This is a genomic window from Bradyrhizobium guangxiense (assembly GCF_004114915.1).
Classification (GTDB): Bacteria; Pseudomonadota; Alphaproteobacteria; order Rhizobiales; family Xanthobacteraceae; genus Bradyrhizobium; species Bradyrhizobium guangxiense.
Window position 1 is genome coordinate 4,351,932 of the sequence record NZ_CP022219.1, and the last position, 23,418, is coordinate 4,375,349.

23 protein-coding genes and 1 riboswitch are annotated in these 23,418 nt (G+C 64.9%); of the genes, 16 read left to right on the forward strand and 7 right to left on the reverse strand.

Features of this window, described 5'->3' with window-relative positions:
- Positions 1–176: 176 nt before the first annotated feature.
- The 3 genes from X268_RS20905 (at position 177) to X268_RS20915 (ending at position 3,812) form a co-directional block, all read left to right on the forward strand.
- Positions 177–1,154 (forward strand): NADPH:quinone oxidoreductase family protein, encoded by a 978-nt coding sequence (locus X268_RS20905; RefSeq protein WP_128926657.1) that lies wholly within the window; start codon positions 177–179, stop codon positions 1,152–1,154.
- Positions 1,155–1,189: 35 nt separating this feature from the next.
- A complete protein-coding gene (locus X268_RS20910) occupies positions 1,190–1,945 on the forward strand; it encodes a hotdog family protein (protein WP_128926658.1) in 756 nt (251 codons plus the stop codon).
- 163 nt (positions 1,946–2,108) lie between these two features.
- Positions 2,109–3,812, forward strand: coding sequence for an amidohydrolase (locus X268_RS20915; protein ID WP_128926659.1), 1,704 nt, complete (start codon positions 2,109–2,111; stop codon positions 3,810–3,812).
- 137 nt (positions 3,813–3,949) lie between these two features.
- Here X268_RS20915 and X268_RS20920 read toward each other — a convergent pair whose 3' ends face one another.
- The gene (locus tag X268_RS20920; RefSeq protein WP_128926660.1) at positions 3,950–5,149 is read right to left on the reverse strand and encodes a TrmJ/YjtD family RNA methyltransferase; all 1,200 of its coding nucleotides are present in this window, start codon (positions 5,147–5,149) and stop codon (positions 3,950–3,952) included.
- Positions 5,150–5,488: 339 nt separating this feature from the next.
- Here X268_RS20920 and X268_RS20925 point away from each other — a divergent pair, with 339 nt between their 5' ends.
- The 3 genes from X268_RS20925 (at position 5,489) to X268_RS20935 (ending at position 7,609) form a co-directional block, all read left to right on the forward strand.
- Positions 5,489–6,703 (forward strand): NADP-dependent isocitrate dehydrogenase, encoded by a 1,215-nt coding sequence (locus X268_RS20925; protein ID WP_128926661.1) that lies wholly within the window; start codon positions 5,489–5,491, stop codon positions 6,701–6,703.
- 100 nt (positions 6,704–6,803) lie between these two features.
- Positions 6,804–7,319 carry a DUF3455 domain-containing protein gene (locus tag X268_RS20930; protein WP_128926662.1) on the forward strand — a complete coding sequence of 172 codons (516 nt, stop codon included), beginning with the start codon at positions 6,804–6,806 and terminating at the stop codon, positions 7,317–7,319.
- Between the two features lie 5 nt (positions 7,320–7,324).
- Positions 7,325–7,609 carry a DUF3303 domain-containing protein gene (locus X268_RS20935; RefSeq protein ID WP_128926663.1) on the forward strand — a complete coding sequence of 95 codons (285 nt, stop codon included), beginning with the start codon at positions 7,325–7,327 and terminating at the stop codon, positions 7,607–7,609.
- A 3-nt stretch (positions 7,610–7,612) separates the two neighbouring features.
- Here the strand turns inward: X268_RS20935 and X268_RS20940 are convergent, their stop codons facing one another.
- Together X268_RS20940 and alaS are read right to left on the reverse strand one after the other, a co-directional pair.
- Positions 7,613–8,842: a cyclic nucleotide-gated ion channel gene (locus tag X268_RS20940; protein WP_128926664.1), complete on the reverse strand. Its 1,230-nt coding sequence runs from the start codon at positions 8,840–8,842 to the stop codon at positions 7,613–7,615.
- Positions 8,843–8,848: 6 nt separating this feature from the next.
- Positions 8,849–11,527 (reverse strand): alanine--tRNA ligase, encoded by a 2,679-nt coding sequence (alaS, locus tag X268_RS20945; RefSeq protein ID WP_164937844.1) that lies wholly within the window; start codon positions 11,525–11,527, stop codon positions 8,849–8,851.
- A gap of 316 nt (positions 11,528–11,843) precedes the next feature.
- A riboswitch (glycine riboswitch) is annotated at positions 11,844–11,934 on the forward strand.
- A 144-nt stretch (positions 11,935–12,078) separates the two neighbouring features.
- On the opposite strand from alaS, the gene gcvT reads away from it, so the two are divergent.
- The 3 genes from gcvT to gcvP are packed head-to-tail and all read left to right on the forward strand — an operon-like array spanning position 12,079 to position 16,506.
- Positions 12,079–13,227 carry a glycine cleavage system aminomethyltransferase GcvT gene (gene gcvT, locus X268_RS20950; RefSeq protein WP_128926666.1) on the forward strand — a complete coding sequence of 383 codons (1,149 nt, stop codon included), beginning with the start codon at positions 12,079–12,081 and terminating at the stop codon, positions 13,225–13,227.
- 10 nt (positions 13,228–13,237) lie between these two features.
- Positions 13,238–13,606, forward strand: a complete 369-nt coding sequence (gene gcvH / locus X268_RS20955) for a glycine cleavage system protein GcvH (protein WP_128926667.1) — start codon at positions 13,238–13,240, stop codon at positions 13,604–13,606.
- A gap of 17 nt (positions 13,607–13,623) precedes the next feature.
- On the forward strand, positions 13,624–16,506 hold the full coding sequence (gene gcvP, locus X268_RS20960) for an aminomethyl-transferring glycine dehydrogenase (RefSeq protein WP_128926668.1): 2,883 nt from the start codon (positions 13,624–13,626) through the stop codon (positions 16,504–16,506).
- Positions 16,507–16,803: 297 nt separating this feature from the next.
- Here the strand turns inward: gcvP and recA are convergent, their stop codons facing one another.
- Positions 16,804–17,892: a recombinase RecA gene (gene recA, locus X268_RS20965; protein WP_128926669.1), complete on the reverse strand. Its 1,089-nt coding sequence runs from the start codon at positions 17,890–17,892 to the stop codon at positions 16,804–16,806.
- Between the two features lie 585 nt (positions 17,893–18,477).
- Here recA and X268_RS20970 point away from each other — a divergent pair.
- The 3 genes from X268_RS20970 to X268_RS39580 all read left to right on the forward strand — a co-directional run bounded on the left by X268_RS20970 (position 18,478) and on the right by X268_RS39580 (position 19,564).
- Positions 18,478–18,816 carry a hypothetical protein gene (locus X268_RS20970; RefSeq protein ID WP_128926670.1) on the forward strand — a complete coding sequence of 113 codons (339 nt, stop codon included), beginning with the start codon at positions 18,478–18,480 and terminating at the stop codon, positions 18,814–18,816.
- Positions 18,817–19,052: 236 nt separating this feature from the next.
- Positions 19,053–19,253, forward strand: coding sequence for a hypothetical protein (locus X268_RS20975; RefSeq protein ID WP_128926671.1), 201 nt, complete (start codon positions 19,053–19,055; stop codon positions 19,251–19,253).
- A 143-nt stretch (positions 19,254–19,396) separates the two neighbouring features.
- Positions 19,397–19,564: a hypothetical protein gene (locus tag X268_RS39580; RefSeq protein WP_164937845.1), complete on the forward strand. Its 168-nt coding sequence runs from the start codon at positions 19,397–19,399 to the stop codon at positions 19,562–19,564.
- Positions 19,565–20,231: 667 nt separating this feature from the next.
- Here X268_RS39580 and X268_RS20980 read toward each other — a convergent pair.
- Positions 20,232–20,489, reverse strand: coding sequence for a DUF2798 domain-containing protein (locus X268_RS20980; protein ID WP_128926672.1), 258 nt, complete (start codon positions 20,487–20,489; stop codon positions 20,232–20,234).
- A 248-nt stretch (positions 20,490–20,737) separates the two neighbouring features.
- On the opposite strand from X268_RS20980, the gene X268_RS20985 reads away from it, so the two are divergent.
- Positions 20,738–20,938, forward strand: a complete 201-nt coding sequence (locus tag X268_RS20985; RefSeq protein ID WP_128926673.1) for a hypothetical protein — start codon at positions 20,738–20,740, stop codon at positions 20,936–20,938.
- A gap of 162 nt (positions 20,939–21,100) precedes the next feature.
- Positions 21,101–21,334 carry a DUF6894 family protein gene (locus X268_RS20990; RefSeq protein ID WP_128929336.1) on the forward strand — a complete coding sequence of 78 codons (234 nt, stop codon included), beginning with the start codon at positions 21,101–21,103 and terminating at the stop codon, positions 21,332–21,334.
- 75 nt (positions 21,335–21,409) lie between these two features.
- Here X268_RS20990 and X268_RS20995 read toward each other — a convergent pair whose 3' ends face one another.
- Together X268_RS20995 and X268_RS21000 are read right to left on the reverse strand one after the other, a co-directional pair.
- The gene (locus tag X268_RS20995) at positions 21,410–21,664 is read right to left on the reverse strand and encodes a hypothetical protein (protein ID WP_128926674.1); all 255 of its coding nucleotides are present in this window, start codon (positions 21,662–21,664) and stop codon (positions 21,410–21,412) included.
- A gap of 106 nt (positions 21,665–21,770) precedes the next feature.
- On the reverse strand, positions 21,771–22,067 hold the full coding sequence (locus X268_RS21000) for a hypothetical protein (RefSeq protein ID WP_128926675.1): 297 nt from the start codon (positions 22,065–22,067) through the stop codon (positions 21,771–21,773).
- Between the two features lie 363 nt (positions 22,068–22,430).
- Between X268_RS21000 and X268_RS21010 the strand changes: the two genes are divergently transcribed.
- Entirely contained in the window at positions 22,431–22,895 is a 465-nt protein-coding gene (locus X268_RS21010) for a PaaI family thioesterase (protein ID WP_128926676.1), read from the forward strand.
- A 239-nt stretch (positions 22,896–23,134) separates the two neighbouring features.
- Positions 23,135–23,377 (forward strand): PilZ domain-containing protein, encoded by a 243-nt coding sequence (locus X268_RS21015; protein WP_128926677.1) that lies wholly within the window; start codon positions 23,135–23,137, stop codon positions 23,375–23,377.
- The last annotated feature ends 41 nt before the right edge of the window (positions 23,378–23,418 follow it).

The window sequence follows — 23,418 nt, forward strand, 5'->3', positions numbered from 1 at the left end:
GGGGACGCACGGGGGACGGTCCAGCGATAAGTGTCGGGCCGCACCCAGCCCGCTCGCGGGCGAAGGGCTCACATCCTCCATGCGGCGTCATTTGCGCCGACACCTTAAGGGAAGATCGTCATGTTCGCACGCCCGCTGCCACGCATGTTCGCCTGTCGCAAAACCGGAGCGCCGCGATGAAGGCAATTCTGTGCCATTCGTTCACTGGCCCTGGCGATTTGCGCCTCGGTGAGATCGATGTGCCCAAGCCTGCAGGCGACGAGATCCTGATTGACGTCCACGCGGCGTCCGTGAGCTTCATGGACCAGCTCCTGGTCTCGGGCCTCTACCAGATGCGGCCGCCGACGCCCTTCGTGCCCGGCACGGAAGCATCCGGAACCGTCGTCGCAATCGGCGACAAGGTGACAAAATTCGCGCCCGGCGATCGCGTGGCCTGCAGCAGCTGGACCGGCGGCTACGCCGAACGGATGATCGCGAAGCAATCCAAGTGCGTGCGCCTGCCGGATGGCGTTGCATTCGAGGCGGCGGCCACGGTGCTGCATAACTACGGCACTGCCTATTATGCGCTGGTCGAGCGGGCACGCGCCGCGCGCGGCGAAACGCTGTTCGTCACCGGCGCGGCCGGCGGGGTTGGACTTGCCGCCGTTGACCTCGGCCGCCATCTGGGCCTGCGCGTCGTCGCCGGCGTCGGCTCCGACGACAAGGCCGCGCTGGTGCGCGACTACGGTGCCGGCGACGTCATCAACTATCGCAGCCAGGATTTACGCGACCAGATCAAGTCGATCACGTCAGGCGAAGGCATCGATCTCGGCTTCGACAATGTCGGCGGTGCGATCTTCGAGCAGATGGCCCGTCTGATGAAATGGGGCGGCCGGCTGATGCCGATCGGCTTCACCGGCGGCGAGATTCCGTCTTTGCCGATGAACCTGCCGCTGCTGAAGAATTATTCCATCATCGGTGTCTTCGCCGGCGCCTGGGCGGAGAAATTCCCACACGAGGCCGCGCGCATGAACGACACGCTGATGCAGTGGCTGGCCGACGGACACATCCGCCCGCACATCGACCGCGTCCTCCCTTTGGAGGAGGCCGCGGAAGCCATGCGCGCCGTGGCCGACCGCACGGTTCGGGGGCGAATTGTGCTCAAGATCCGATAGAGTGGTGAAGGACGGACAAGACAGGAACACGATCGTTGCCAGAGATCATCATCAACAAGAGCTATTGCGGCCCTCCGAACTCCGGCAACGGCGGCTATGTCTGTGGCCGGCTCGCCCGTCACATTCCCGGGCCTGCGGAGGTGACGCTGCGCGCGCCGCCTCCCCTCGACACGCCGCTCGCTGCCGGCATGACGGACGATGGCACATGGGAGCTTCGCGACGGCGGCAAGGTCGTCGCCACCGGGCGCGGGGCGAGCGTCGAGCTGGCGCAGATCGAGACCGCCAGCCTGGCGGAGGCGCGCGCGGCCGAATTGCTGGCGCTGTTCAGGCCGCACGAGCATCCGCTACCACACTGTTTCGTCTGCGGTCCCGCAAGGGCGAACGGCGACGGCCTGCGCATCTTCGCCGGCCCGCTCCGCCGTCGGGCACGGACACCCGTTCTCGCCGCGAGCTGGGCACCCGATCCGAATCTTGCCGTCGCGGATGGCCTCGTCGCGTCCGAGTTTCTCTGGTCTGCGCTCGATTGCCCCACCGGCTTTGCCTGCAATTACGATCAAGAGAGCGGCAGCTTCGAGAAGACCCCGCTCCTGCTCGGGCGGATGTCAGCCCGCATCGAAACCCGTCCCCGCCCCGGCGCGCCCTGCATCATCACGGCCTGGCCCACCGGCCGCGACGGCCGCAAGCGCATGGCCGACGCCGCGCTTCACGATGAAGCCGGCAGGTTGCTGGCGGTAGCAAGGACGACGTGGATCGCGGTGGAACGCGAGGTGCAGCTCGGCCGTCTTCCGTAGCGGCGACAGGGGCGCCTGGCTCCGGGCCTGCCAGCTTTTCGGCCAAACACTGGGCATTCCGCTTTGCCCACATGTCGAGCCTGCCAGGCCGCGAGAAGCGTTGAACCCATGTTTGATCAACGATACGCTTTCGAATGTTCGTCTACGAAGATCGGGGGGCGTGATGGTCCGCAAGTCGACGGCATTTGCAATCGTTGCCACTGGCATGTTCGTCGCGGGCGTCGCAAATGCCGAGGCGCAGCAGCCGGAGCTTAACGCGCCTGACCTGGTCCTCATCAATGGCAAGGTTCTGACCTTGGACGACCGATCGACCGTCACGGAGGCAGTCGCCGTCGCGGATGGAAAGATCCTGGCAACCGGACCCAGCGCTGCGATGAAGGCGCTTGCAAGTGCCCGGACCCGCGTGATCGATCTGTCGGGCAAGACCGCCATCCCCGGATTGATCGACACGCATGCTCACTTCAAGGCCGCGGGTCTGGGCGACTATGTCGTGACCATGGCCCGCGCCAAGACCGTTGCGGAAGCGCTCGAGGCCATCAAATCATTCGCTGCGAAGAAGAAGCCGGGTGAGTGGATCGTCGGCGGCGCGTGGCATCCGCCGTCACAACTGGCCGAGAAGCGCTATCTCACGCGGCAGGAGATCGACAGCGTTGCTCCGAACAACCCGGTCTATCTTCGCACCGTCGGGCATTTCTCGATGGCGAACACCATGGCTCTGCAAGCGGTCGGTGTCGACAAGACCACTGAGGATCCGAGTGGTGGAAAGTTCGAGCGCGACGCAGCCGGTGAATTGACCGGCGTGCTGGTGGAGGCAGCGATCGATCGAGTCGAGAAGGCCGTACCACCCTGGACAGAAGACGACGAAATGCGGCAATTCACCATTGCCGAAGGCGTGCTGAACAGCGTCGGGATCACCAGTGTGATCGAAGGCGCAACAGAGCCGCGTGATGTCCGCACGCTGCAGAAGCTTGTCGCTGCCGGGAAAGCCACTGTGCGCACCGGCGTGATGTTTCGACCGGAGCCTCCGGCCGATCTGACCGCATGGGAAGCGATCATATCAGGCAATGGAGCCTCATCGGGGTTCGGTGACGATTGGCTCAAGTTCGCCGGCATCAAGATCTTCTACGACGGCGGCATGACGCTGAAGACAGCGCTCATGCGCGACGTGTATCCCGATTCACACGACAACTACCACGGCATCACGCAGCAGACGCCTGAGCGGCTGAAGCAGCTCATCTCCATCTGCAACCGCTATGACTGGCGTGTCGGCGTCCACGTGGTGGGCGACCTGGGTATTGACCAGGTGCTCGATGCCTTCGAGGCCGCGGATAAGGAAAAATCGATCCGCGACCGTCGCTTCGTCCTCATCCACGCCAGTCTGATCCGGCCAGAACAGATGGAGCGTGCGCAAAGGCTAGGAGTCCGCATCGATTTCCAGAACGTTTTCATGTGGGACAAGGCGGCGACCGTCGAACGCTTTCTCGGGAAAGCGACCGCTGACCGCGCCGTGCCGACCAGGACATTGATCGAGAAAATGGGGCTCAACAGCCTCGGCGCCGGGACGGATTTTCCAGTCAACCCGATCAACCCCTTCCTCAACATGTACATCATGGTGACGAGGAAAGACCCCAACGGGAACGTCTACGGCTTGGCGGAGGCCATTACGCGCGAGCAGGCGCTACGGCTCTACAGCAGCGCAGCTTCGCGCTACACGTTCGATGAAACGCGCAAAGGCACCATTGAGCCCGGAAAGCTGGCGGACATCGCGGTGCTCTCCGCCGACTACACGGCCGTGCCGGAGGAGCAGATCAAGGACATCAAGGTCGATCTGACCCTGGTCGGCGGCAAGGTTGTCTTCCAGCGCTGACGTCATTCGACGCGGACCAGAAGGAAGTGCCGTTGGGTGGGCAAAGGCGCACAGCGCCGTGCCCACCTTCTCTTGATGATCAGCGAAAGATGGTGGGCACGCTCCGCTTTGCCTGCCCTACGAGACCGGCGCGAAATCTACGCACCCTGCTCCATCATCCCCTGCAGCCGCACCAGCTCCGCCTCGAGATCGCGCTCGACGTCCGCCGCACGAATGTCGAGCACCCGATAGTCGCGCGCCTCGAGCCAGGTCCGCCGCCCCGCGCGGTCCGCCGCGATCGTCTCGCCCTCGCCGGGATTGACCAGCTCGATCGCGATCCGGTGCGGGAACGAGACGAAGTCGGGGATGTGGCGGGCGACCGGGGTCTGGCGCTTGAACTGGCCGGCGAAGCGGCGGTCCCGGGTCAGGGCCTGCCAGAGCAGGCGCTCGGCGTCGGTCGGATTGCGGCGAAGCAGCCGGGCAAGGCCGCGCACGGTCGAGCCACTGTCGGAGACACCGCCGCCCTGCCCGTGCTCGGCGAGCAGCGCGCGCAAGCGCGTGGCCTGCTCGCCGTCGAGCACGCCGCCTTTGGCCGGCCCCTTGCGCCCCTCGGCGATCGCCATGACGACTCCATGGAGAGTGTGCATGTCCTGCTTGGTCGGCTCCATCCGGCTGAAGATGTTGCGCAGGTTGACCAGCATGGTGTCGCGCTTCTCGGCCGGGCGCAGGAACTCGACCTTGTCGAGCTCGCGCACGAGATTGTCGAAGAAGGCCTGCATCTGGTGCTGCGAGGCGCGCTCGGACCGTTCCGGCATGACGTGCGGCAGCGCGCCCGAGGTGGCGCGCTTGAACCACTCATAGCCGACCAGCAGCACGGCCTGGGCAAGGTTGAGCGAGGCGAAGCCCGGATTGACCGGGAAGGTGATGATGCGGTTCGAGAGGCCAACCTCCTCGTTGGTCAGCCCCCAGCGCTCCCGGCCGAACAAGATACCGCACCTGCCGCCAGTCGCGACGTGCCCGGCGATCTCGGCCGCTGCCGCCTCCGGCCCGACCACGGGCTTGGCCTGGTCGTGGGGGCGCGCGGTGGTGGCGAACAGCAGGTCGAGATCGGCAACCGCCTGCTCCACCGTGTCGAACAATTCGGCCTTTTCCAAAATATGGTCGGCGCCGGCCGCCGCCCGCTGGGCGGCGATGTTGGGCCAGCCGTCCCGGGGGTTGACGATGCGCAGGGCAGCGAGCGCAAAATTGCCCATGGCGCGCGCGGCCATGCCGATGTTTTCGCCGAGCTGCGGCTCGACCAGGATCACGATGGGACCATCGAGGGAAAGGCTCGCTTTGCTCTTGTCAGTCCCCGACATCTGGCTCCGCTTTCACTCTTCGTCTCAAGGCCTTGGCAAGGCCGCTTTAGGAATTGATTCAAGCGGCCCCGAGGACCGCGCCCGCCATCGCCGTCTGTCGTTTGCCTGTCCTGACGAAATTCTCAAGGGAAATAACGGGTTGGATTCGACTTTTGAATCTCTTCCGGATTCTCGGGATCGGGCCCTGCGGCAGGGCGTCTCCCGCCCCCCGCCTGGGGAAGCTGGATCGGCTAAAAGTGCATAATCCCTTGGCTTTCGCCCGCCGCGCGGCGGTGCTAAGAGGCGGCGGATATTCCCGTGGCGCGCCAAAAGCGCCGTTCCCAAGAGGCTTCCCCGACCATGGCAAAAATCAAGGTATCCAATCCCGTCGTCGAACTCGACGGCGACGAGATGACCCGGATCATCTGGCAGTACATCAAGGACAAGCTGATCAACCCGTTCCTGGATGTCGAGCTGCTCTATTTCGACCTGGGCATGGAGTACCGCGACCACACCAACGATCAGGTCACGATCGATGCGGCCGAGGCCATCAAGAAGGTCGGCGTCGGCGTCAAGTGCGCCACCATCACCCCCGACGAAGCCCGGGTGAAGGAGTTCAACCTCAAGCAGATGTGGAAGTCGCCGAACGGCACCATCCGCAACATCCTCGGCGGCGTGATCTTCCGCGAGCCGATCATCTGCAAGAACGTGCCGCGCCTGGTTCCCGGCTGGACCAAGCCGATCATCATCGGCCGCCACGCCTATGGCGACCAGTATCGCGCCACCGACATCAAGTTCCCGGGCAAGGGCACCCTCTCGCTGAAGTTCGTCGGCGAGGACGGCACCGTGATCGAGAAGGAAGTGTTCAAGGCGCCGGGCGCCGGCGTCGCCATGGAGATGTACAATCTCGACGACTCCATCATCGACTTCGCCCGCGCCTCCTTCAACTACGGCCTGCTGCGCGGCTACCCGGTCTACCTGTCGACCAAGAACACGATCCTGAAGGTCTATGACGGCCGCTTCAAGGACATCTTCCAGGAGATCTTCGACAAGGAGTTCAAGAAGGAGTTCGACGCCAAGGGCCTGACCTACGAGCACCGCCTGATCGACGACATGGTGGCCTCGGCGCTGAAATGGTCCGGCGGCTACGTCTGGGCCTGCAAGAACTACGACGGCGACGTGCAGTCCGACACGGTCGCGCAGGGTTACGGCTCGCTCGGCCTGATGACCTCGGTGCTGCTCACCCCCGACGGCAAGACCGTCGAGGCCGAAGCCGCCCACGGCACGGTGACCCGCCACTACCGCGAGCACCAGAAGGGCAAGGAAACCTCGACCAACTCGATTGCGTCGATCTTTGCCTGGACCCGTGGCCTGTCGCACCGCGCCAAGCTCGACAACAATGCCGAGCTGGCGAAGTTCGCCAACACGCTGGAGAAGGTCTGCGTCGACACCGTCGAAGCCGGCTACATGACCAAGGACCTCGCGCTGCTGGTCGGTGCCGACCAGCGCTGGCTCTCGACCACCGGCTTCCTCGACAAGGTCGCGGAAAACCTGACCAAGGCGCTGGCGGCGTAAGCGGCCATCCGCAATTTCGCCCGACTAGGCCAGACATCATCACGGGCCGCGTGACTAGCGCGGCCCGTTTCTTTTTTTGAGAGCTTTCGCGGAGACCGCCATGTTCATCAAGGTCGCTGCCCCCACCCTGCTGGTTGCAGCCCTGATCGGGCCGGCCGCGGCTGCGGAGCCACTTCCCGAGGCCATCGCGGCGCCCGGCGAGAGCCTCGTGCTCAGCGTCCACGCCGAGGGCGCGCAGGTCTATGAGTGCAAGGCCGCCGCCGACGGCAAGCTCGCCTGGGCCTTCCGCGAGCCGGTCGCCACCCTGCTCGCCGAGGGCAAGACCGTCGGCCGCCATTATGCCGGCCCGACCTGGGAGCTCGCCGACAGCAGCGCCGTGGTCGGCAAGATGGTCGGCAGGCTGGCCATCGCCAACGCGTCAGGCCAGACCACCGATATCCCGTGGCTCAAACTGGAAGTGACCAGCCACCGGGGCACGGGGCTTCTGAGCGATGTCACGACGGTACAGCGTGTTCATACCAAGGGGGGCTGGTTGAATGACGATCCCTGCGGTACGGCTGGCACCTTTCAAAGCCTGCCCTACTCGGCCGACTACATTTTCCTGAAGAAGGGCTGACGCCGATGCTCTTCATGGTGATCGAACGCTTTAGAGATCGCGATCCCATCCCGGTCTACCGGCGCGTGCGCGACGAGGGCGTCAAGTTTCCGGACGGGCTGAAATATCACGGCAGCTGGATCGAGCCGAATTTCGACCGCTGCTTCCAGTTGATGGAATGCGACGACGCCCGCCTGCTGCAGGAATGGGTGCTGAACTGCCAGGGCAATGGCATGACCTTCGAGATCGTGCCGGTCGTGCCCAGCAAGGAGACGCGCGAGGTCGTGGCACCCTTCCTCGATCGCGAGTGACCGCTACGCAGCCGGGCCCTCGTCCTGCTCCGCCTGGGCCAGCTCCGCCAGCGCAAGATCGCCGCTGTCGGCGAGCCGCGCCTTTGCTGTAGTATGGACGTGGTCGGCCAGCGTCGGCATGCGCGCGATCAGGGCGTGAAAATCCTGGGCGTCGAGCACCAGGAGGCGCGTCTTGCGCGTCGCCGTCACCGTCCCGCTGCGCTTGGTCTTGTGCAATAGCGCGATCTCGCCGAAGAAAGTGCCATCGCTGAGGCGCACATGCTGGCTCGGCAGCGCGATCTCGACCTCGCCGGCGGTGATGAAATACATCGACGACGCCGTATCGCCCCGCCGCACCAGAATCTCGCCCTGCTCGATGGTGCGCGCGCGCAAGAGCCGCATGATATCGGCGATCTCCGCCGCCGACAGATGCGAGAACAGCGGCACCCGCGCCAGCATGCCCCAGGTGACGACGAAATCCCGCCGCTTCACCTCTTCGGCGAAGGCGGTGGAGATGATCGCGACCGGCAGCGCGATCATGGCGAAGCCCGAGATGATGGCGAAGGTCGAGATCAGCTTGCCGAGCGGCGTCACCGGCACGACGTCGCCATAGCCGACGGTGCCGAGCGTGACGATCGCCCACCACATCGCCTGCGGGATGGTGCCGAGCTTGTCCGGCTGCACGTCGCGTTCGATGGCGTAGAGCAGCGAGGCGAAGGTCAAGACCGCGCCGATCAGGATGACGACGCAGCCGATCAGCGCGCGACGCTCGGCATGCACGGCGGCGAGCAGCGAGCGCATCGCCGGCGAATAGCGGATCAGCTTGAAGAACGGCAGCACGCCGAGCGCTGCCAGCAGCGCGTGCCGGCCGGTGGCGAGCACGATGGCGGCCGGCAGGAACGCCATGAGGTCGATGATGCCGAGCGCGGAGAAGGCGTAAGAGAGCCGGTCGGACAGCGCGGACGCCTTGTGCTGGGTGTGGCCCGCCACGGTCCACAGCCGCGCGAGATATTCCAGCGCGAACACGATCACGGACAGGATGGTGACGGCTTCGAACAGCGTGCCGAACTGCGCGTCCAGCTCCGGCACCGAGGCGAGGATCATCGCGACCACGTTGAGCACGATGACGCCGATGATGAGCTGGATGAAGCGCGACCCGGCCGAATAGGCCAGCGGGTCGTGCTCCAGCAATTCGTAGAGGCGATCCCGAAGATCGGGATCGCGAAGCCCACGCCCTCGCGGAACAGGGCGCATGGCGATTTAAGCGCCCGCCATCGCTTTTTCGATCGCCGCGAGCGCCTCGGTCGCCCGGGCGCCGTCGGGGCCGCCGGCCTGGGCCATGTCGGGCCGGCCGCCGCCGCCCTTGCCGCCGAGCGCTTCGGAAGCGACGCGCACCAGATTCACGGCGTTGAAGCGCGCGGTGAGGTCCTGGGTGACGCCGACCACGACGCCGGCCTTGCCGTCCTCGGTGACGCCGACGATGGCGACGACGCCCGAGCCGATCTGCTTCTTGCCGTCGTCGGCGAGGCTCTTGAGATCCTTCATCTCGATGCCCTCGACCGCGCGCGCCATCAGCTTTACGCCACCGGCCTCACGCACGCCCGCGGCTGCGCCATTGCCGGCAGTCGAACCGCCGCCCATCGCCAGCTTCTTGCGTGCGTCGGACAGCTCGCGCTCGAGCTTCTTGCGCTCCTCCATCAGCGCGGCGATGCGCGCCGGCACGTCGTCGAGCGAGGTGCGCAGCTCGTTCGCCGCGGTCTTCGCCAGCGCCATGGTGTCGTTGGCATGCTTGCGCGCATAATTGCCGGTCAGCGCCTCGATGCGGCGCACGCCGGAGGCCACCGCGCTCTCGCTGGTGAGCGTGATCAGGCCGATATCGCCGGTGCGCCTGACATGGGTGCCGCCGCAGAGCTCGACCGACCAGCCGAGCGCGTTGGCGCCGCGCTCGCGCGCGGTCCTGCCCATCGAGACGACGCGGACCTCGTCGCCGTATTTCTCGCCGAACAAGGCGCGGGCGCCCGCCTCGCGGGCCTCGTCGACGCCCATCACGCGCGTGGTGACCTCGTCGTTCTCCAGCACCACGTTGTTGGCGATGTCCTCGACGCGGGCAAGCTCCTCCGCCGTGATCGGCTTCGGATGCACGAAGTCGAAGCGCAGCCGGTCCGGCGCGACCATCGAGCCGCGCTGGGCGATGTGGTCACCGAGCACCTGGCGCAGAGCCTCGTGAATCAGATGCGTCGCCGAGTGATGCGCGCGGATCGAGGACCGCCTGGAATGGTCGACCTCGAGCTGCAGCGCGGTGCCGAGCTTGAGCTCACCCTGCTCGACCTTGCCGATATGGACGAAGAAATCGCCGAGCTTTTTCTGCGTGTCGGTGACGCGGACCTTGATGCCGCCCTCGCCCGTCAGCACGCCGGTGTCGCCGACCTGGCCGCCCGACTCCGCGTAGAACGGCGTCTGGTTCAGCACGATTGCGCCGGTCTCGCCGGCCTTCAGGCTCGTGACCTCGGCGCCATCCTTCACCAGCGCGGACACCACGCCCTCGGCGCTCTCGGTCTCGTAGCCGAGGAATTCGGTCGCGCCGAGCTTTTCGCGCAGCGGGAACCAGACCGCCTCGCTTGCCGCTTCGCCAGACCCCTTCCAGGATTCGCGCGCCTTGGCCTTCTGGCGCTCCATCGCGTCGGTGAACGCCGCCTGATCCACGCCGATGCCGCGCGACTTCAGCGCGTCCTGCGTCAGGTCGAGCGGGAAGCCGTAGGTGTCGTACAGCGTGAAGGCGACGTCGCCGTCGAACATGTCGCCCTTCTTCAGGGACGCACTCTTCTCGTCCAGGATGGCCAAGCCGCGCGAAAGAGTCTTGCGGAAGCGGGTCTCCTCCAGCCGCAGCGTTTCCTCGATCAGGTTTTCCGCGCGCATCAAATCGGGATAGGCCTGGCCCATTTCGCGCACCAGCGCCCACCCCAGCCGATGCATCAGCGGCTCTTTCGCGCCCAAGAGCTGCGCATGGCGCATCGCGCGGCGCATGATCCGGCGCAGCACATAGCCGCGGCCCTCGTTCGAGGGCAGCACGCCGTCCGCGACCAGGAAGGCGGAGGAGCGCAAGTGGTCGGCGATGACGCGGAACGAGGCGACGTTCTGCTCGGTCGGCCCGCTGCCGAGCGCGGACGATGTCGCGTCGATCAGATGGCGGAACAGGTCGGTCTCGAACACGCTGTCGACGCCCTGCAGGATGCAGGCCATGCGCTCGAGGCCCATGCCGGTGTCGATCGAGGGACGCGGCAGATCCACGCGCTCCTCCTTCGTCACCTGCTCATATTGCATGAACACGAGATTCCAGAATTCGAGGAAGCGGTCGCCGTCCTCTTCCGGCGAGCCCGGAGGCCCGCCCCAGATGTGCTCGCCGCGGTCGATGAAGATCTCCGAGCACGGGCCGCACGGGCCGGTGTCGCCCATCGCCCAGAAATTGTCCGAGGTCGGGATGCGGATGATGCGGTCGTCGGAGAAGCCCGCGATCTTCTTCCACAGGCCGGCCGCCTCGTCGTCGGTGTGGTAGACCGTGACCAGCAGCTTGTCCTTCTTCAGCCCGAACTCGCCGGTGATCAGCTTCCAGGCGAGCTCGATCGCGCGCTCCTTGAAGTAGTCGCCGAACGAGAAGTTGCCGAGCATCTCGAAGAAGGTGAGATGGCGCGCGGTGTACCCGACATTGTCGAGGTCGTTGTGCTTGCCGCCGGCGCGCACGCATTTCTGCGACGTGGTGGCGCGCTGATAGGGCCGCTTCTCGACGCCGGTGAAGACGTTCTTGAACTGCACCATGCCGGCATTGGTGAACATCAACGTCGGATCGTTGCGCGGCACCAATGGCGAGGACGGCACGATCTCGTGGCCGTTCTCGGCAAAGAAGTTCAGAAAGGTCGACCTGATCTCGTTGACGCCGCTCATGTTCATCCAATCGGGTGTGCTGGAGCATGATCCGGAAAAGTGCGAAGCGGTTTTCCGAAAAGATCATGCTCAAACAAAGAGCTAAAGCGCGATGACGCGCTTTAGAACCCGCTTCTCGCCATCCAAACCGTAACGTTAAGGCTGATATCTGCGGGCCAAAGCGCTTTTAGACAAGGCCAGCTTCGCTGTCCAGAAACTGTGCAAGGAGATCAGAGGGTTGCCGCAGGCGCGTCATCCCCTTGCAATCCCGTTGGATAGGGCGCGCGGACGCGTTGACAGGCTTGGCCCCGCTGTGGTCTGTACCCATCTGTATCGTACGGCCACGTCGGGAGAGACCGGCAACTGCTAGCCGGCGCCGAAGGAGCAACCGCCCCGGAAACTCTCAGGCAAAAGGACCGCGTGGCTTTGACGACATCTGGAAAGAGGCGCCGACGGGTTTAGACCCGGATGGCACCCGCCGACGGGATAATACTCTCAGGCACAGCGACAGATGGGGCTTCGACTGGTTTGTCTCGGGGAATCGTCCCCGGGGAACCGCCGAGGGCCCCCCGATGCTTGCGCGTGACGACAAAGACTCCCTGAAACGTACCCCCCTCTACGACCTTCACGTCTCCCTGGGCGGCAAGATGGTGCCGTTCGCGGGCTATGACATGCCCGTGCAGTACCCCGCCGGCGTGCTGAAGGAGCACCTCCAGACCCGGGCCTCCGCCGGCCTGTTCGACGTCTCCCACATGGGCCAGATCGCGCTCCGGCCGAAATCCGGCAAGGTGGAGGATGCCGCCCGCGCGCTGGAGCGGCTGGGGCCACAGGACATCGTGGCGATTGCGCCAGGACGGCAGCGCTACGCCCAGTTCACGAATGCGGATGGCGGCATTCTCGACGATCTCATGGTCGCCAATTTCGGCGATCACCTGTTCCTGGTCGTCAACGCCGCCTGCAAGGAGGCGGACGAGGCCCATCTGCGCGCGAATCTCTCCGGCGACTGCGTCATAGAGTCCCTTGCCGACCGCGCGCTGATCGCGCTGCAGGGCCCCAAGGCGGAAGCCGCGTTGGCGAAATTCTGTGCAGCGGCGCCGTCCATGAAGTTCATGGATGCCGGCCCGCATGAGGTCGCCGGCCTCAACTGCTTCGTCTCGCGCTCCGGCTACACCGGCGAGGACGGATTTGAGATCTCGGTCCCCGCTGCGGACGCCGAGCGCCTAGCGAAGACGCTGCTGGAAAATCCCGATGTGATGCCGATCGGCCTTGGCGCCCGCGACAGCCTGCGGCTGGAAGCCGGGCTCTGCCTCTACGGCCACGACATCGACACCGCCACCACGCCGGTCGAGGCCGCGCTGGAATGGTCGGTGCAGAAGAGCCGCCGCAGTGGCGGCGCGCGCGCCGGCGGCTTTCCCGGCACTGAGGCGATCCTGGCGCATTTCGATCACGGCGCGGCCCGCCGTCGCGTCGGCCTGCGTGCCGAGGGCCGTGCGCCGGTGCGCGAGGGCGCGCTGCTGTTTGCCGATAGCGCCGGCGGCGAGGCGATCGGAAAGGTCACCTCGGGCGGTTTCGGGCCGAGCCTGAATGCGCCGGTCGCGATGGGCTACGTGCCCACGGCTCTGAGCGCGCTCGGCACAAAGCTCTTCGCCGAGGTGCGCGGCCAGCGGCTGCCGCTCACCGTGGCCGCCATGCCCTTCGTGAAGAACACCTACAAACGCTGAGGACTCCAGAATGACCACGACGCTGTACACCTCCGACCATGAATGGCTGGCGATCGACGGCGATGTCGCCACCGTCGGCATCACCGATTACGCCCAGCAGCAGCTCGGCGATGTCGTGTTTGTCGAGCTGCCCAAGATCGGCCGGGCGCTGAAGAAGGCGGAAGCCGCCGCTGTCGTCGAGTCCGTCAAGGCGGCCTCGGACGTGTACGCACCGATCTCCGGCGAAGTGCTCGAGACCAACGAGGCGCTGGCCGCCGAGCCGGCGCTGGTGAACTCGGACGCGCAAGGCGCGGCGTGGTTCTTCAAGATCAAGATCGCCGACAAGAGCGAGCTCGGCGGCCTCATGGATGAAGCCGCCTACAAGGCACATACGGCTTAAGGACGATGGAGCAAGCGATGACCGCGCACCGTAAATCCAGCGGCGACACCGCCGCCAGTTTCGTTCGTCGCCATATCGGCCCCTCAGTGCGTGATGTCACCGCGATGCTGGAGACCGTCGGCGCCAAGAGCGTCGATGCGCTGATGGCAGAGACGCTGCCGGCCTCGATCCGGCAGGCCCCCCCGCTGGATCTCGGCAAGCCGCTGAGCGAGACCGAGGCGATCGCGCATATGGCCGAGCTTGCGGGCCAGAATCAGGTCTTCACCTCGCTGATCGGCCAAGGCTATTCCGGCACCATCCTGCCCGCGGTGATCCAGCGCAACATCCTGGAAAATCCCGCCTGGTACACGGCCTACACGCCCTACCAGCCCGAGATCAGCCAGGGCCGGCTGGAAGCGCTGCTCAACTTCCAGACCATGATCTGCGATCTCACCGGGCTCGACGTCGCCAACGCCTCGCTGCTGGACGAGGCCACCGCCGCCGCCGAAGCCATGGCGCTCGCCGAGCGGCACTCGCAGGTGAAAGCAAAAGCCTTCTTCGTCGACAAGGACGTGCATCCGCAGACGCTGGCGGTGATGCGCCCCCGCGCCGAGCCGCTCGGCTGGACTCTGGTCGTCGGCGATCCCCTCACCGATCTCGACAACAGCGACGTGCTGGGTGCGCTACTGCAATATCCGGGCTCTTCGGGCGCGCTGCGCGACCTCAGGCCCGCGATCGCCACGCTGAAGGCGAAGGGCGCGCTCGCGATTCTAGCCGCCGACCTGCTGGCGCTGACCCTGCTCGCCTCGCCCGGCGAGCTCGGGGCCGACATCGCGATCGGATCTGCCCAGCGTTTTGGCGTACCGATGGGCTATGGCGGCCCGCACGCGGCCTATATGGCGGTGCGCGATGCGCTGAAGCGCTCGCTGCCCGGCCGCATCGTCGGCCTCTCCGTGGATTCGCGGGGCGCGCCGGCCTTCCGCCTCGCGCTGCAGACCCGCGAGCAGCACATCCGCCGCGAGAAGGCGACCTCCAACATCTGCACGGCGCAGGTGCTGCTGGCCGTGATCGCCTCGATGTACGCGGTCTATCACGGACCCGAGGGCCTCTCGCAGATCGCGCGCAACGTCCATCGCCGCGCCGCCGTGCTCGCGAGCGGCCTGCGCAAGCTCGGCTTTGCGCCGCAGTCCGACAGCTTCTTCGACACGCTCAGCGTCGATGCCGGCGCCAAGTGCGCCGAGATCGTCGCGCGCGCGGCCGCCGAGAAGATCAATCTCGGTGTCGGTGAGACCAGCTTGCGCATCGCGCTCGACGAGACCACCACGCCGGCAACCATTGAGGCGGTCTGGCGCGCTTTCGGCGGCCAGCTTTCCTACGCCGAGTTAGATGCCACCACCCGCGAGGCGCTGCCCGAGACGCTGAAGCGCGGCACGGCTTTCCTCACTCATCCGGTGTTCCACGCGCATCGCTCGGAGACCGAGATGCTGCGCTACATGCGCAAGCTCAGCGATCGCGATCTCGCGCTCGACCGCGCCATGATCCCGCTGGGATCCTGCACCATGAAGCTGAACGCGACCACCGAGATGATGCCGCTGACCTGGCCGGAGTTTGCGACGCTGCATCCGTTCGTGCCGCGCGAGCAGGCCAAAGGCTATCATGCGCTGTTCGCGCGGCTGGAAAAGTGGCTGTGCGACATCACCGGCTATGACGCGATCTCGCTGCAGCCGAATTCCGGCGCGCAGGGCGAATATGCCGGGCTGCTCGCGATCCGTGGCTACCATGCCGCGCGCGGACAGAGCCATCGCAAGATCTGCCTGATCCCCTCCTCCGCGCACGGCACCAACCCGGCCTCGGCCGCGATGGTCGGCATGGACGTGGTGGTTGTGTCTTGCGAGAAGAACGGCGACGTCGACGTCAATGACCTCCGTGCCAAGGCGGAGAAGCATTCGGGCAATCTCGCCGCGGTCATGATCACCTATCCCTCGACCCACGGCGTGTTCGAGGAGCACATTCGCGAGATCTGCGACATCGTTCACGGCCATGGCGGCCAGGTGTATTTGGACGGCGCCAACCTCAATGCACAGGTCGGCCTCAGCAGGCCCGGCGATTACGGTGCCGATGTCAGCCACCTCAATCTGCACAAGACCTTCTGCATACCGCATGGCGGCGGCGGCCCTGGCATGGGCCCGATCGGCGTCAAGGCGCATCTCGCCCCGTTCCTGCCAAGTCATCCTGAAAATCGTCATCCCGCAACCAAGGCCGATGCTCCGGTCGGCCCGGTCTCGGCCGCGCCGTTCGGCTCGGCCTCGATCCTGACCATCTCCTACATCTACATCCTGATGATGGGCGGCGAGGGCCTGAAGCGCGCGACCGAGATCGCGATCCTTAACGCGAACTACATCGCAGCACGCCTCGATCCGCACTTCCCGGTGCTCTACAAGAACACGAAGGGCCGCGTTGCCCATGAGTGCATCGTCGATCCCCGTCCGCTGAAGACGACCTCGGGCGTCACCGTGGACGACATCGCAAAACGCCTGATCGATTACGGCTTCCACGCCCCGACCATGAGCTTCCCGGTGCCGGGCACGCTGATGATCGAGCCGACGGAGTCGGAATCCAAGGCCGAGCTGGATCGTTTTTGCGATGCCATGATCGCGATCCGCAAGGAGATCGCCGAGGTCGAGGCCGGCCGCTTCAAGATCGAAGCTTCGCCCTTGCGCCACGCCCCGCACACCGTGCACGACATCGCGGACGATGCGTGGAATCGCGCTTACACCCGCAGCGAAGGCTGCTTCCCCGACGGCGTGTCGCGCACCGATAAATATTGGAGCCCGGTCGGCCGCGTCGACAACGTCTATGGCGATCGTAACCTCGTGTGCTCGTGCCCGCCGGTGAGTGATTACGCAGAAGCCGCGGAGTAAGACGCGACGGAGTTCTCGCAGGGTGGGCAAAGCGTCAGCGTGCCCACCACCTCGCGCCTGTTGGAAGATGGTGGGCATGGCGCTTACGCGCCTTTGCCTTCCCTACGGCACTTTCGCCGTCTCAATGATGATCCGGCGAGCCGCGATGACGTCGGATTGACTCCAACTCTCGACGATCCCGGCCTCAATAATTGATCCGGTATCTCTTGTATCACCAAACGAAACGGGCACCGAAGACGTCGGCAACTCAACGTCTTCAGCGCCCGCTCCTCGCGAAAAACTTTTCCGCGCTAAGGCTTACTCGTCTGCCGGCTCCTCACCGTCGGCGTCGCGCTCCGGCGTGCCGGCCAGAACCTGCTCGGCGATCAGGCCGGAGTTCTGGCGGATCGCGGTCTCGATCTTGGCGGTGATGTCGGGGTTGGCCTTCAGGAACGCCTTCGAGTTCTCGCGGCCCTGGCCGAGGCGCTGGCTGTCATAAGAGAACCAGGCGCCGGACTTCTCGACGATGCCGGCCTTGACGCCAAGATCGAGGATCTCGCCCATTTTGGAGACGCCTTCGCCGTACATGATGTCGAACTCGACCTGCTTGAACGGCGGCGCCAGCTTGTTCTTCACCACCTTGACGCGCGTGGTGTTGCCGACGACCTCATCGCGCTCCTTGATCGCGCCGATGCGGCGGATGTCGAGGCGGACGGAGGCGTAGAACTTCAGCGCGTTGCCGCCGGTGGTGGTCTCGGGCGAGCCGTACATCACACCGATCTTCATGCGGATCTGGTTGATGAAGATCACCATGGTGTTGGACTTGTTGATCGAGGCGGTCAGCTTGCGCAGCGCCTGGCTCATCAGACGCGCCTGCAGGCCCGGCAGCGATTCGCCCATCTCGCCCTCGAGCTCGGCCTTCGGCACCAGCGCCGCGACCGAATCGACCACCAGCACGTCCACCGCGCCGGAGCGCACCAGGGTGTCGCAGATTTCCAGCGCCTGCTCGCCGGTGTCGGGCTGCGAGATCAGGAGCTCGTCGATGTTGACCCCGAGCTTGCGCGCATAGACCGGGTCGAGCGCGTGCTCGGCGTCGATGAAGGCGCAGATGCCGCCCTTCTTCTGCGCTTCCGCCACCGTGTGCAGCGCCAAGGTGGTCTTGCCCGAGGATTCCGGCCCATAGATCTCGACGATGCGCCCCTTGGGCAGGCCGCCGATGCCGAGCGCGATATCGAGCCCGAGCGAGCCGGAGGACACCGCCTCGATGTCCATGGAGCGGTCGTTCTTGCCCAGCTTCATCACCGAGCCCTTGCCGAACTGGCGCTCGATCTGGGAGAGCGCGGCGGCCAGAGCTTTACTCTTGTCCATGGAAGATCCTTCGACGATACGCAGGGCAGTTGCGGACATTGGGTCGTGCTCCTTATGGCGAGGATTCGCGTGGGGGACAAACGGTTGCGAGGCGGCTCGGCGATAAAAGCAATGTACCCTATTTGTTCTAGGTTCGCAATATGTTCTTTCGCGGATTTGATTTGGGTACTGCGGACCGCACCTGCGGGTCGCACTCTGATCGTGTCCGGTCGATGAGGACTTTGATTGATGCGGTCCTGCCGCTGGAGCGGGTGCGGGAATCGAAAGGGGCCACCTCGCGGTAGCCCCTTGCCGATCGCAATAATTGTTCGGGATGAAATACCAGCCTCGGCTTACCAAGTTTTCCCGACGTATCGAGTTCCGGCCATATCGAATGTGAATCGATATCCTAATTTCGCATCGCGGGCGTCCTGATTACGACAGCACCTGAATCGGAGCTGTTCATATTTAAGTCCGGGCGCCATAGGTCTGCGCGGTTCGATTATCCGGAGGCCGTAAGCGCCGCGCTATTCGTCGACGGGCCGCGGCGCCTTCTTGAGGCACCGGGTTCCAGATTCGACTCGCCTATCCCGCGATCCCGTAGCAGCATGGACATCGGCTAGGCGCAGCCAAGGGAGTGCACCGATGGAAAGATTCATCGCCCGTGCGAATGTCGATCATTACCTCGATCTGCTGAAGGTCCCGGACATCTCGACCCATACGAGGTCAACGATCACGAAGCTTTTGATCGAAGAGGAAAACAGGCTTGGCCGCGAGAATGCGCAACTCGAGTTCGCCGAGAGCAGGGCTGCAACGTGCCGGGAGCGCGCCGACCGACAAAGGCGATTGATGGATTCATTCGCCCCCGGTTCGGACGATTGGGTGCGCGCTGAAAGGCTGTTCGTCAATTTCGAATCACTTGCCCAGTTCGTCGAAACCTTCTGTCACCAGATGCGCCGCGACGTGAACGATCGTCCGCTGTGAAGCAGACTGCCTCCGATGCAGGGCTTGTTCGCGGCCGCGCCCGATGTCGTCGGGCGGAGGCATTGATGGAGTTCTGAGGCTCATTTTCGGCTGTCGGTGCCGTTGTGCACACAATTGGACAGACGCCGATCCATCAATGGCCCTTAAATCGGCTGTCACCGCACGGACCGCGGCAGCTATCGGTGATGAGGACGCCGATCGCGCTCCCGCCTTCCTCGCACGGAAAGCAGCGTGCCATGTTCAAGCGGCGACGTTTCAGGCAACAACTGACCCTTCAGGATCGGCTCTCCGCATGGGTGAAGCAGGTCAAGGAAGACGCCGCCAGGTTGCCATCCGGCCCCGAGCGGGACGCTCTCCTGAAGAAGGCTCGCCAGGCCGAGTTGGCAAATGATCTGCACGATTGGGTCAAATCCCCCGGGCTGCAACCGCCGAAATAGCAGCGCAGCTACGGCGCCCGGCCGGACCGAAGCTGACCTCCATCAAAGACACAGCCGCCGTCATAATTCCGTAATCCTGCGGCAACCTTTTCGCGGTCTCCGGCCTTCTCCCGGACGAGACCGACATTCTGGGGATCTCAGTCATGGCGCAAAACGAGCACCGCGAAACGATCAAGCGCAATCGCCTGCTGCAGGCGGCGCATGAGGAGATGATGAAGTTCGAGCGCAAGGAAAACGAATTCCGCAAGAAGGATCGTGAGGAACGCGCCAGCGAGCTCCATCTTTCCCTGAACGAAATCAATATCCACTAGGTCCCGGAGCCCGGTTCGTAGCCCGCAACGGTTCGCCGCCGAGGCGGCTGACGTCGCGCCACCCGCGACCTCGCTGACGCTGGCCGGTTTCGGCCCCGGCGCGTCATCGCATGGCGACGCGCAAGGCCCGAGAGAGCGGGCGCGCGCAGTTGAGGTATCTAAATACTAACCTTAAGCCATTGAGACAGCGAGGACATTTCCATGCTGCCTACTGTGCATGGGGTTGTTTTCCAGTTTTGAGCATGGCGGCGTGCCCGCGCCCCCGGTCACCGCAGAGCGCGGCTGCCCCCCGCCGGTCTTACAGCAGCGCGAGCAGCACGAGGCCGATTACCAGCACCACGAAGCCAGCCGCCGTCGCGGCGGCAAATGACCGCTCTACGTTATCCATGATGCCACCCCGTTGCCGGCGTGCCACGTTTCCCCCATGGCTGCGCCGAACGATCCGGAATCTTGCCGACCGGTGTGTCCGCAGTTGTGCGAACGGATGTCGAAATTGAGACGGGTGCGGGGCCAGTCTGCGGCCCGCGAGCGGCGCTCGGAAACCCGCCGCCTGTCAGGCTGCCGTAAGCGGAGCCGGCTAGGATGACGCGGCTATGGTGTTGCAGCCCAGCACCTCAGCCTCCAATAACTTCTCTGCCCCGCTTGGCTCTCTCCAGGCGGGGCTTTTTCATGCCTGCCGGCCGGCTCGCGGATCCCTCTCGTCCCGCGTCAGAAGCAGCGCGAAGGCGCGGATCGCCGGCGCGGCCAGGAGCACGATCGGCAACATCGCGGCCCAGGCGATCAGCCACGACACCATCCAGTGCGCGACGAACGTCATCGCATTGTCTGCGGGAAAGCTGGCGATCCCAGCCGCGATCAGCGAGGTCAATCCGGACTGGATGATGCCGAACACGAAATGACTGTAGCGGCGGGGAATGCCGAGCATCGCGGGCCCTGTTGCGTAACCGTCATCAGACCAAGCAAGGCACGTGCCGCAGCTTGCCGGGAATCAAGACCCCGTCCAGCGGGCGCCATACGCGGGTGTCGATCTCTACGACCGGCAACCGGGGGCGCAGCCCAGGAACTTTGTTCATGGACGGAGAACCACGGGGTCAGACAGATTTTCCTTGTCTCCGGAATATTATTGCGACCAACATGTTAGCCGTGATGGAGAGTGAATCGTGGGAGGTCGCCATGAATCACAGGGGCGTCGAGTTCACCATCGCCAAGACGGCGATTCCCGGAATCTGGCAGTGGCAGTTCCGCATTGGCGAGCAGGTCAAGACCGGCAAGACCGAAACGAAAATTGACCTGCTCGCGGTCCGGCGCGTGCAGCTGCGGATCGATCGGGAGCTGAAGCGATCGGCGGGAGGACGGTCCGAGCCGGCCGGATAAGAATCGGGCTTACCGCGCCTTGTGCGCCGCACCGGGCCGGCAGGACCCGGCGGCCGCATCATCCGTAGCCGCCCGGAATTGATCTGACGCCGGTTTGGGATTGGACTGCGCGTGCTCATGGCCTTGGGGACGAGGCCATTGCGTGCGCGATCGGTGCCAGCCATGCCGCTCTTTTTCTTCCGAATCCGAAATGGCCGTTATTCCGGCTGCGCGGATCAGGCGACGGAATTCGCCGATCGCGATTCCGCCTGGAAAGAAATGACCAGCGTCTGCGCCGACATGACCGCCGGCATTGCCCGCAAGCTCCAGGAAAATTCCGAATGGCACATGGAGCTGCTGGACGAGGCCAAGGAGCCCGTGTTCCGGATCCGCATCGTTGCCGAAACCCTCGACTAGCAGGACTTCCGCATCAAGCCTGCCCTCATGCGCGATCCGGAAGACTGCGCAGCAATCTTCCGCAAGGATCGCGCTTTAATCCGCGCTGGGCAGCCGCCGCATCGTGAACTCGATGTCGCCGCCGGGCAGTTCGCGCCAAGTCTCGACCGCGCTCATGTAGCCGGCCTTGGGGTAGCGGGCGAAGAAGGCCTGCGCCCGTTGCCGCGCCGCCGCGCGCGGCAACGTGAAGGTCTCGCGCAGATAGCCGTCGCCGACCGTTGGACCGGGCTTGCCGGCCGTCTTACGCCGGCGCGCCATCCGCTCGGCGAGATCCCGCGGACGATCGGCCATGTCCTGCCCTCCTCTACGCACAACGCTCACGGCCAAATGTAGGACGCGGGCCGGACGAAGAGGAGTCCCGTCCGAACGGCTATTGCCGCCCCGAACGGAGCCACCGTCAGTTGGCGGCCGTGCCGCCCTTCGACTTCTTCGGCGCGCTGGTTGCCGCCGATGCCTTCGGCGCCGGCTGCTTCGGCGGATCGGAGCGCATCCCGCCCCAGGGATCGTTGGACGCTTTGGAATCCGGAATCTTCTTCAGCGTTTCCTTGTAGGCCTTGTCGCGCTCGGCTTCCGCGGCTTTCTCCTCGGGGGTCTTGCTCGGGGCGTCCTGCAGCAAATTGAGATTGGGCATTTGCGCATAGGCAGGTCCCGCCAGCACGACGGCCAGCACCGCGGCCAAACGGAAAAGCTTCATTCTCTGCTCCTTGATCATCCCTGGGCACGGATCGCCCGCGCTGTGTCATCCTGGTCGCCGCCGGTCGCGATCGCCGGGCCCCGCTAGAGCCGATCCGACCTGCACGATTTCGGCCCATGCAGCCAGTCGTCCCAGATCGGGCCGCATCTGGTGCACCCGCTCAGCGCGAGGCCGAGCGCGGCCATGGAAACAACAAGGACACACCGACGCAACATCATCCACCCGTACCCAAGCCAGGCATCATACCGGGCCAAGTCAGGCATTTTCAAGCCGACCGGACCGGCGCGAGACCGGGTGACTTTGCCGCGCCGGTGCGCGCACAATGGGGCGAAACGTCCCGCAATACAGGAGAGTGCGACAGCAATGCAAATGCAGCCAGACGCCGAATTCGGCCTCGCCGACGCCAGGCGCATCCTCGGCGAGGTTTTTGCGCCCTGGGTCCAGGATCTCGACCTCGCGGTCGAGCGCATCGAGCACGCGCAGCCGGCGGATGTGCCGGACTGGCAGCCGGGCGCGCTGCTGCGCATGCCGTTCTCGGAGCGGCTGTGCCGGAACGGCGGCGTGGTCTGCGGCCAGGCCCTGATGGCGCTCGCCGACACCGCGATGGTGATCGCGATCCTCGCCGCCAATCGCGGCTATCGCCCGATGACCACGGTCGACCAGACCACGCATTTCATGCGCGCGGTCTCCTCAATGGACGTGCTGGCGGATGCGCGCGTGGTGCGGCTCGGGCGCACCATGAGCTTTGGCCGCGTCACGCTGCTGTCGGCCGGCGACAACAAGCCGGTCGCAATGGTGTCCAGCGCGTTCGCGATGTTGCCGGGATGATCCAAAGAGCGAGAGCCGCGTGAGCGCAAAGCGCATCGCGGCTCTCCGTCACGATCGCATCATCTCCGCCGGCGCGGAGCGCCATAAAGGAAAGGCTTGCGGTAAAATGGGCGGGGAAACTCTCCGCTCGAACGTCGTAAACGAAGTCTGAATCGCTGTGCAAAGAGCATCAGCATTGAGTTTAGTTCAATGTAATTTCTATGGACTACTCCAGAGATCATCACGATGGATTGACACCGATGATCGAGAAGCGGACAGCACAACGTCACCGTGTCTTCAAAGCTGGCAAGATCACCTTCGCGCACAACGGCATCGCTTGCACGGTGCGCAACATGTCGGCGAGCGGCGCGGCGATCGACCTCGACGCCCCCGTCACGTTGCCGCGATCGTTAACGCTCTCGATCGCGCGCGACGACTTCGTCCGGAATTGTCGCACAGTTTGGCGCAGTGACAAGCGCGTCGGCCTCGCCTTTGTGCAATAGTCCGCGCGATGTGAACGAACGTTCGCATCGCATCTGCAACA

Excerpts from the sequence above, each read along its gene's own strand:
- X268_RS20930 (WP_128926662.1), top strand. The coding sequence starts at position 6,804 with ATGTTCATCAAGGTCGCTGCCCCCACCCTGCTGGTTGCAGCCCTGATC.
- X268_RS20915 (WP_128926659.1), top strand. The coding sequence starts at position 2,109 with ATGGTCCGCAAGTCGACGGCATTTGCAATCGTTGCCACTGGCATGTTC.
- X268_RS20995 (WP_128926674.1), bottom strand. The coding sequence starts at position 21,664 with ATGGCCGATCGTCCGCGGGATCTCGCCGAGCGGATGGCGCGCCGGCGT.
- X268_RS20925 (WP_128926661.1), top strand. The coding sequence starts at position 5,489 with ATGGCAAAAATCAAGGTATCCAATCCCGTCGTCGAACTCGACGGCGAC.
- X268_RS20970 (WP_128926670.1), top strand. The coding sequence starts at position 18,478 with ATGGAAAGATTCATCGCCCGTGCGAATGTCGATCATTACCTCGATCTG.
- X268_RS20920 (WP_128926660.1), bottom strand. The coding sequence starts at position 5,149 with ATGTCGGGGACTGACAAGAGCAAAGCGAGCCTTTCCCTCGATGGTCCC.
- gcvH (WP_128926667.1), top strand. The coding sequence starts at position 13,238 with ATGACCACGACGCTGTACACCTCCGACCATGAATGGCTGGCGATCGAC.
- X268_RS21000 (WP_128926675.1), bottom strand. The coding sequence starts at position 22,067 with ATGAAGCTTTTCCGTTTGGCCGCGGTGCTGGCCGTCGTGCTGGCGGGA.
- gcvP (WP_128926668.1), top strand. The coding sequence starts at position 13,624 with ATGACCGCGCACCGTAAATCCAGCGGCGACACCGCCGCCAGTTTCGTT.
- X268_RS20990 (WP_128929336.1), top strand. The coding sequence starts at position 21,101 with ATGCCGCTCTTTTTCTTCCGAATCCGAAATGGCCGTTATTCCGGCTGC.
- recA (WP_128926669.1), bottom strand. The coding sequence starts at position 17,892 with ATGTCCGCAACTGCCCTGCGTATCGTCGAAGGATCTTCCATGGACAAG.
- gcvT (WP_128926666.1), top strand. The coding sequence starts at position 12,079 with ATGCTTGCGCGTGACGACAAAGACTCCCTGAAACGTACCCCCCTCTAC.
- X268_RS20905 (WP_128926657.1), top strand. The coding sequence starts at position 177 with ATGAAGGCAATTCTGTGCCATTCGTTCACTGGCCCTGGCGATTTGCGC.
- X268_RS20980 (WP_128926672.1), bottom strand. The coding sequence starts at position 20,489 with ATGCTCGGCATTCCCCGCCGCTACAGTCATTTCGTGTTCGGCATCATC.
- X268_RS21015 (WP_128926677.1), top strand. The coding sequence starts at position 23,135 with ATGATCGAGAAGCGGACAGCACAACGTCACCGTGTCTTCAAAGCTGGC.
- alaS (WP_164937844.1), bottom strand. The coding sequence starts at position 11,527 with ATGAGCGGCGTCAACGAGATCAGGTCGACCTTTCTGAACTTCTTTGCC.
- X268_RS20940 (WP_128926664.1), bottom strand. The coding sequence starts at position 8,842 with ATGCGCCCTGTTCCGCGAGGGCGTGGGCTTCGCGATCCCGATCTTCGG.
- X268_RS21010 (WP_128926676.1), top strand. The coding sequence starts at position 22,431 with ATGCAAATGCAGCCAGACGCCGAATTCGGCCTCGCCGACGCCAGGCGC.
- X268_RS20935 (WP_128926663.1), top strand. The coding sequence starts at position 7,325 with ATGCTCTTCATGGTGATCGAACGCTTTAGAGATCGCGATCCCATCCCG.
- X268_RS39580 (WP_164937845.1), top strand. The coding sequence starts at position 19,397 with ATGGCGCAAAACGAGCACCGCGAAACGATCAAGCGCAATCGCCTGCTG.
- X268_RS20985 (WP_128926673.1), top strand. The coding sequence starts at position 20,738 with ATGAATCACAGGGGCGTCGAGTTCACCATCGCCAAGACGGCGATTCCC.
- X268_RS20975 (WP_128926671.1), top strand. The coding sequence starts at position 19,053 with ATGTTCAAGCGGCGACGTTTCAGGCAACAACTGACCCTTCAGGATCGG.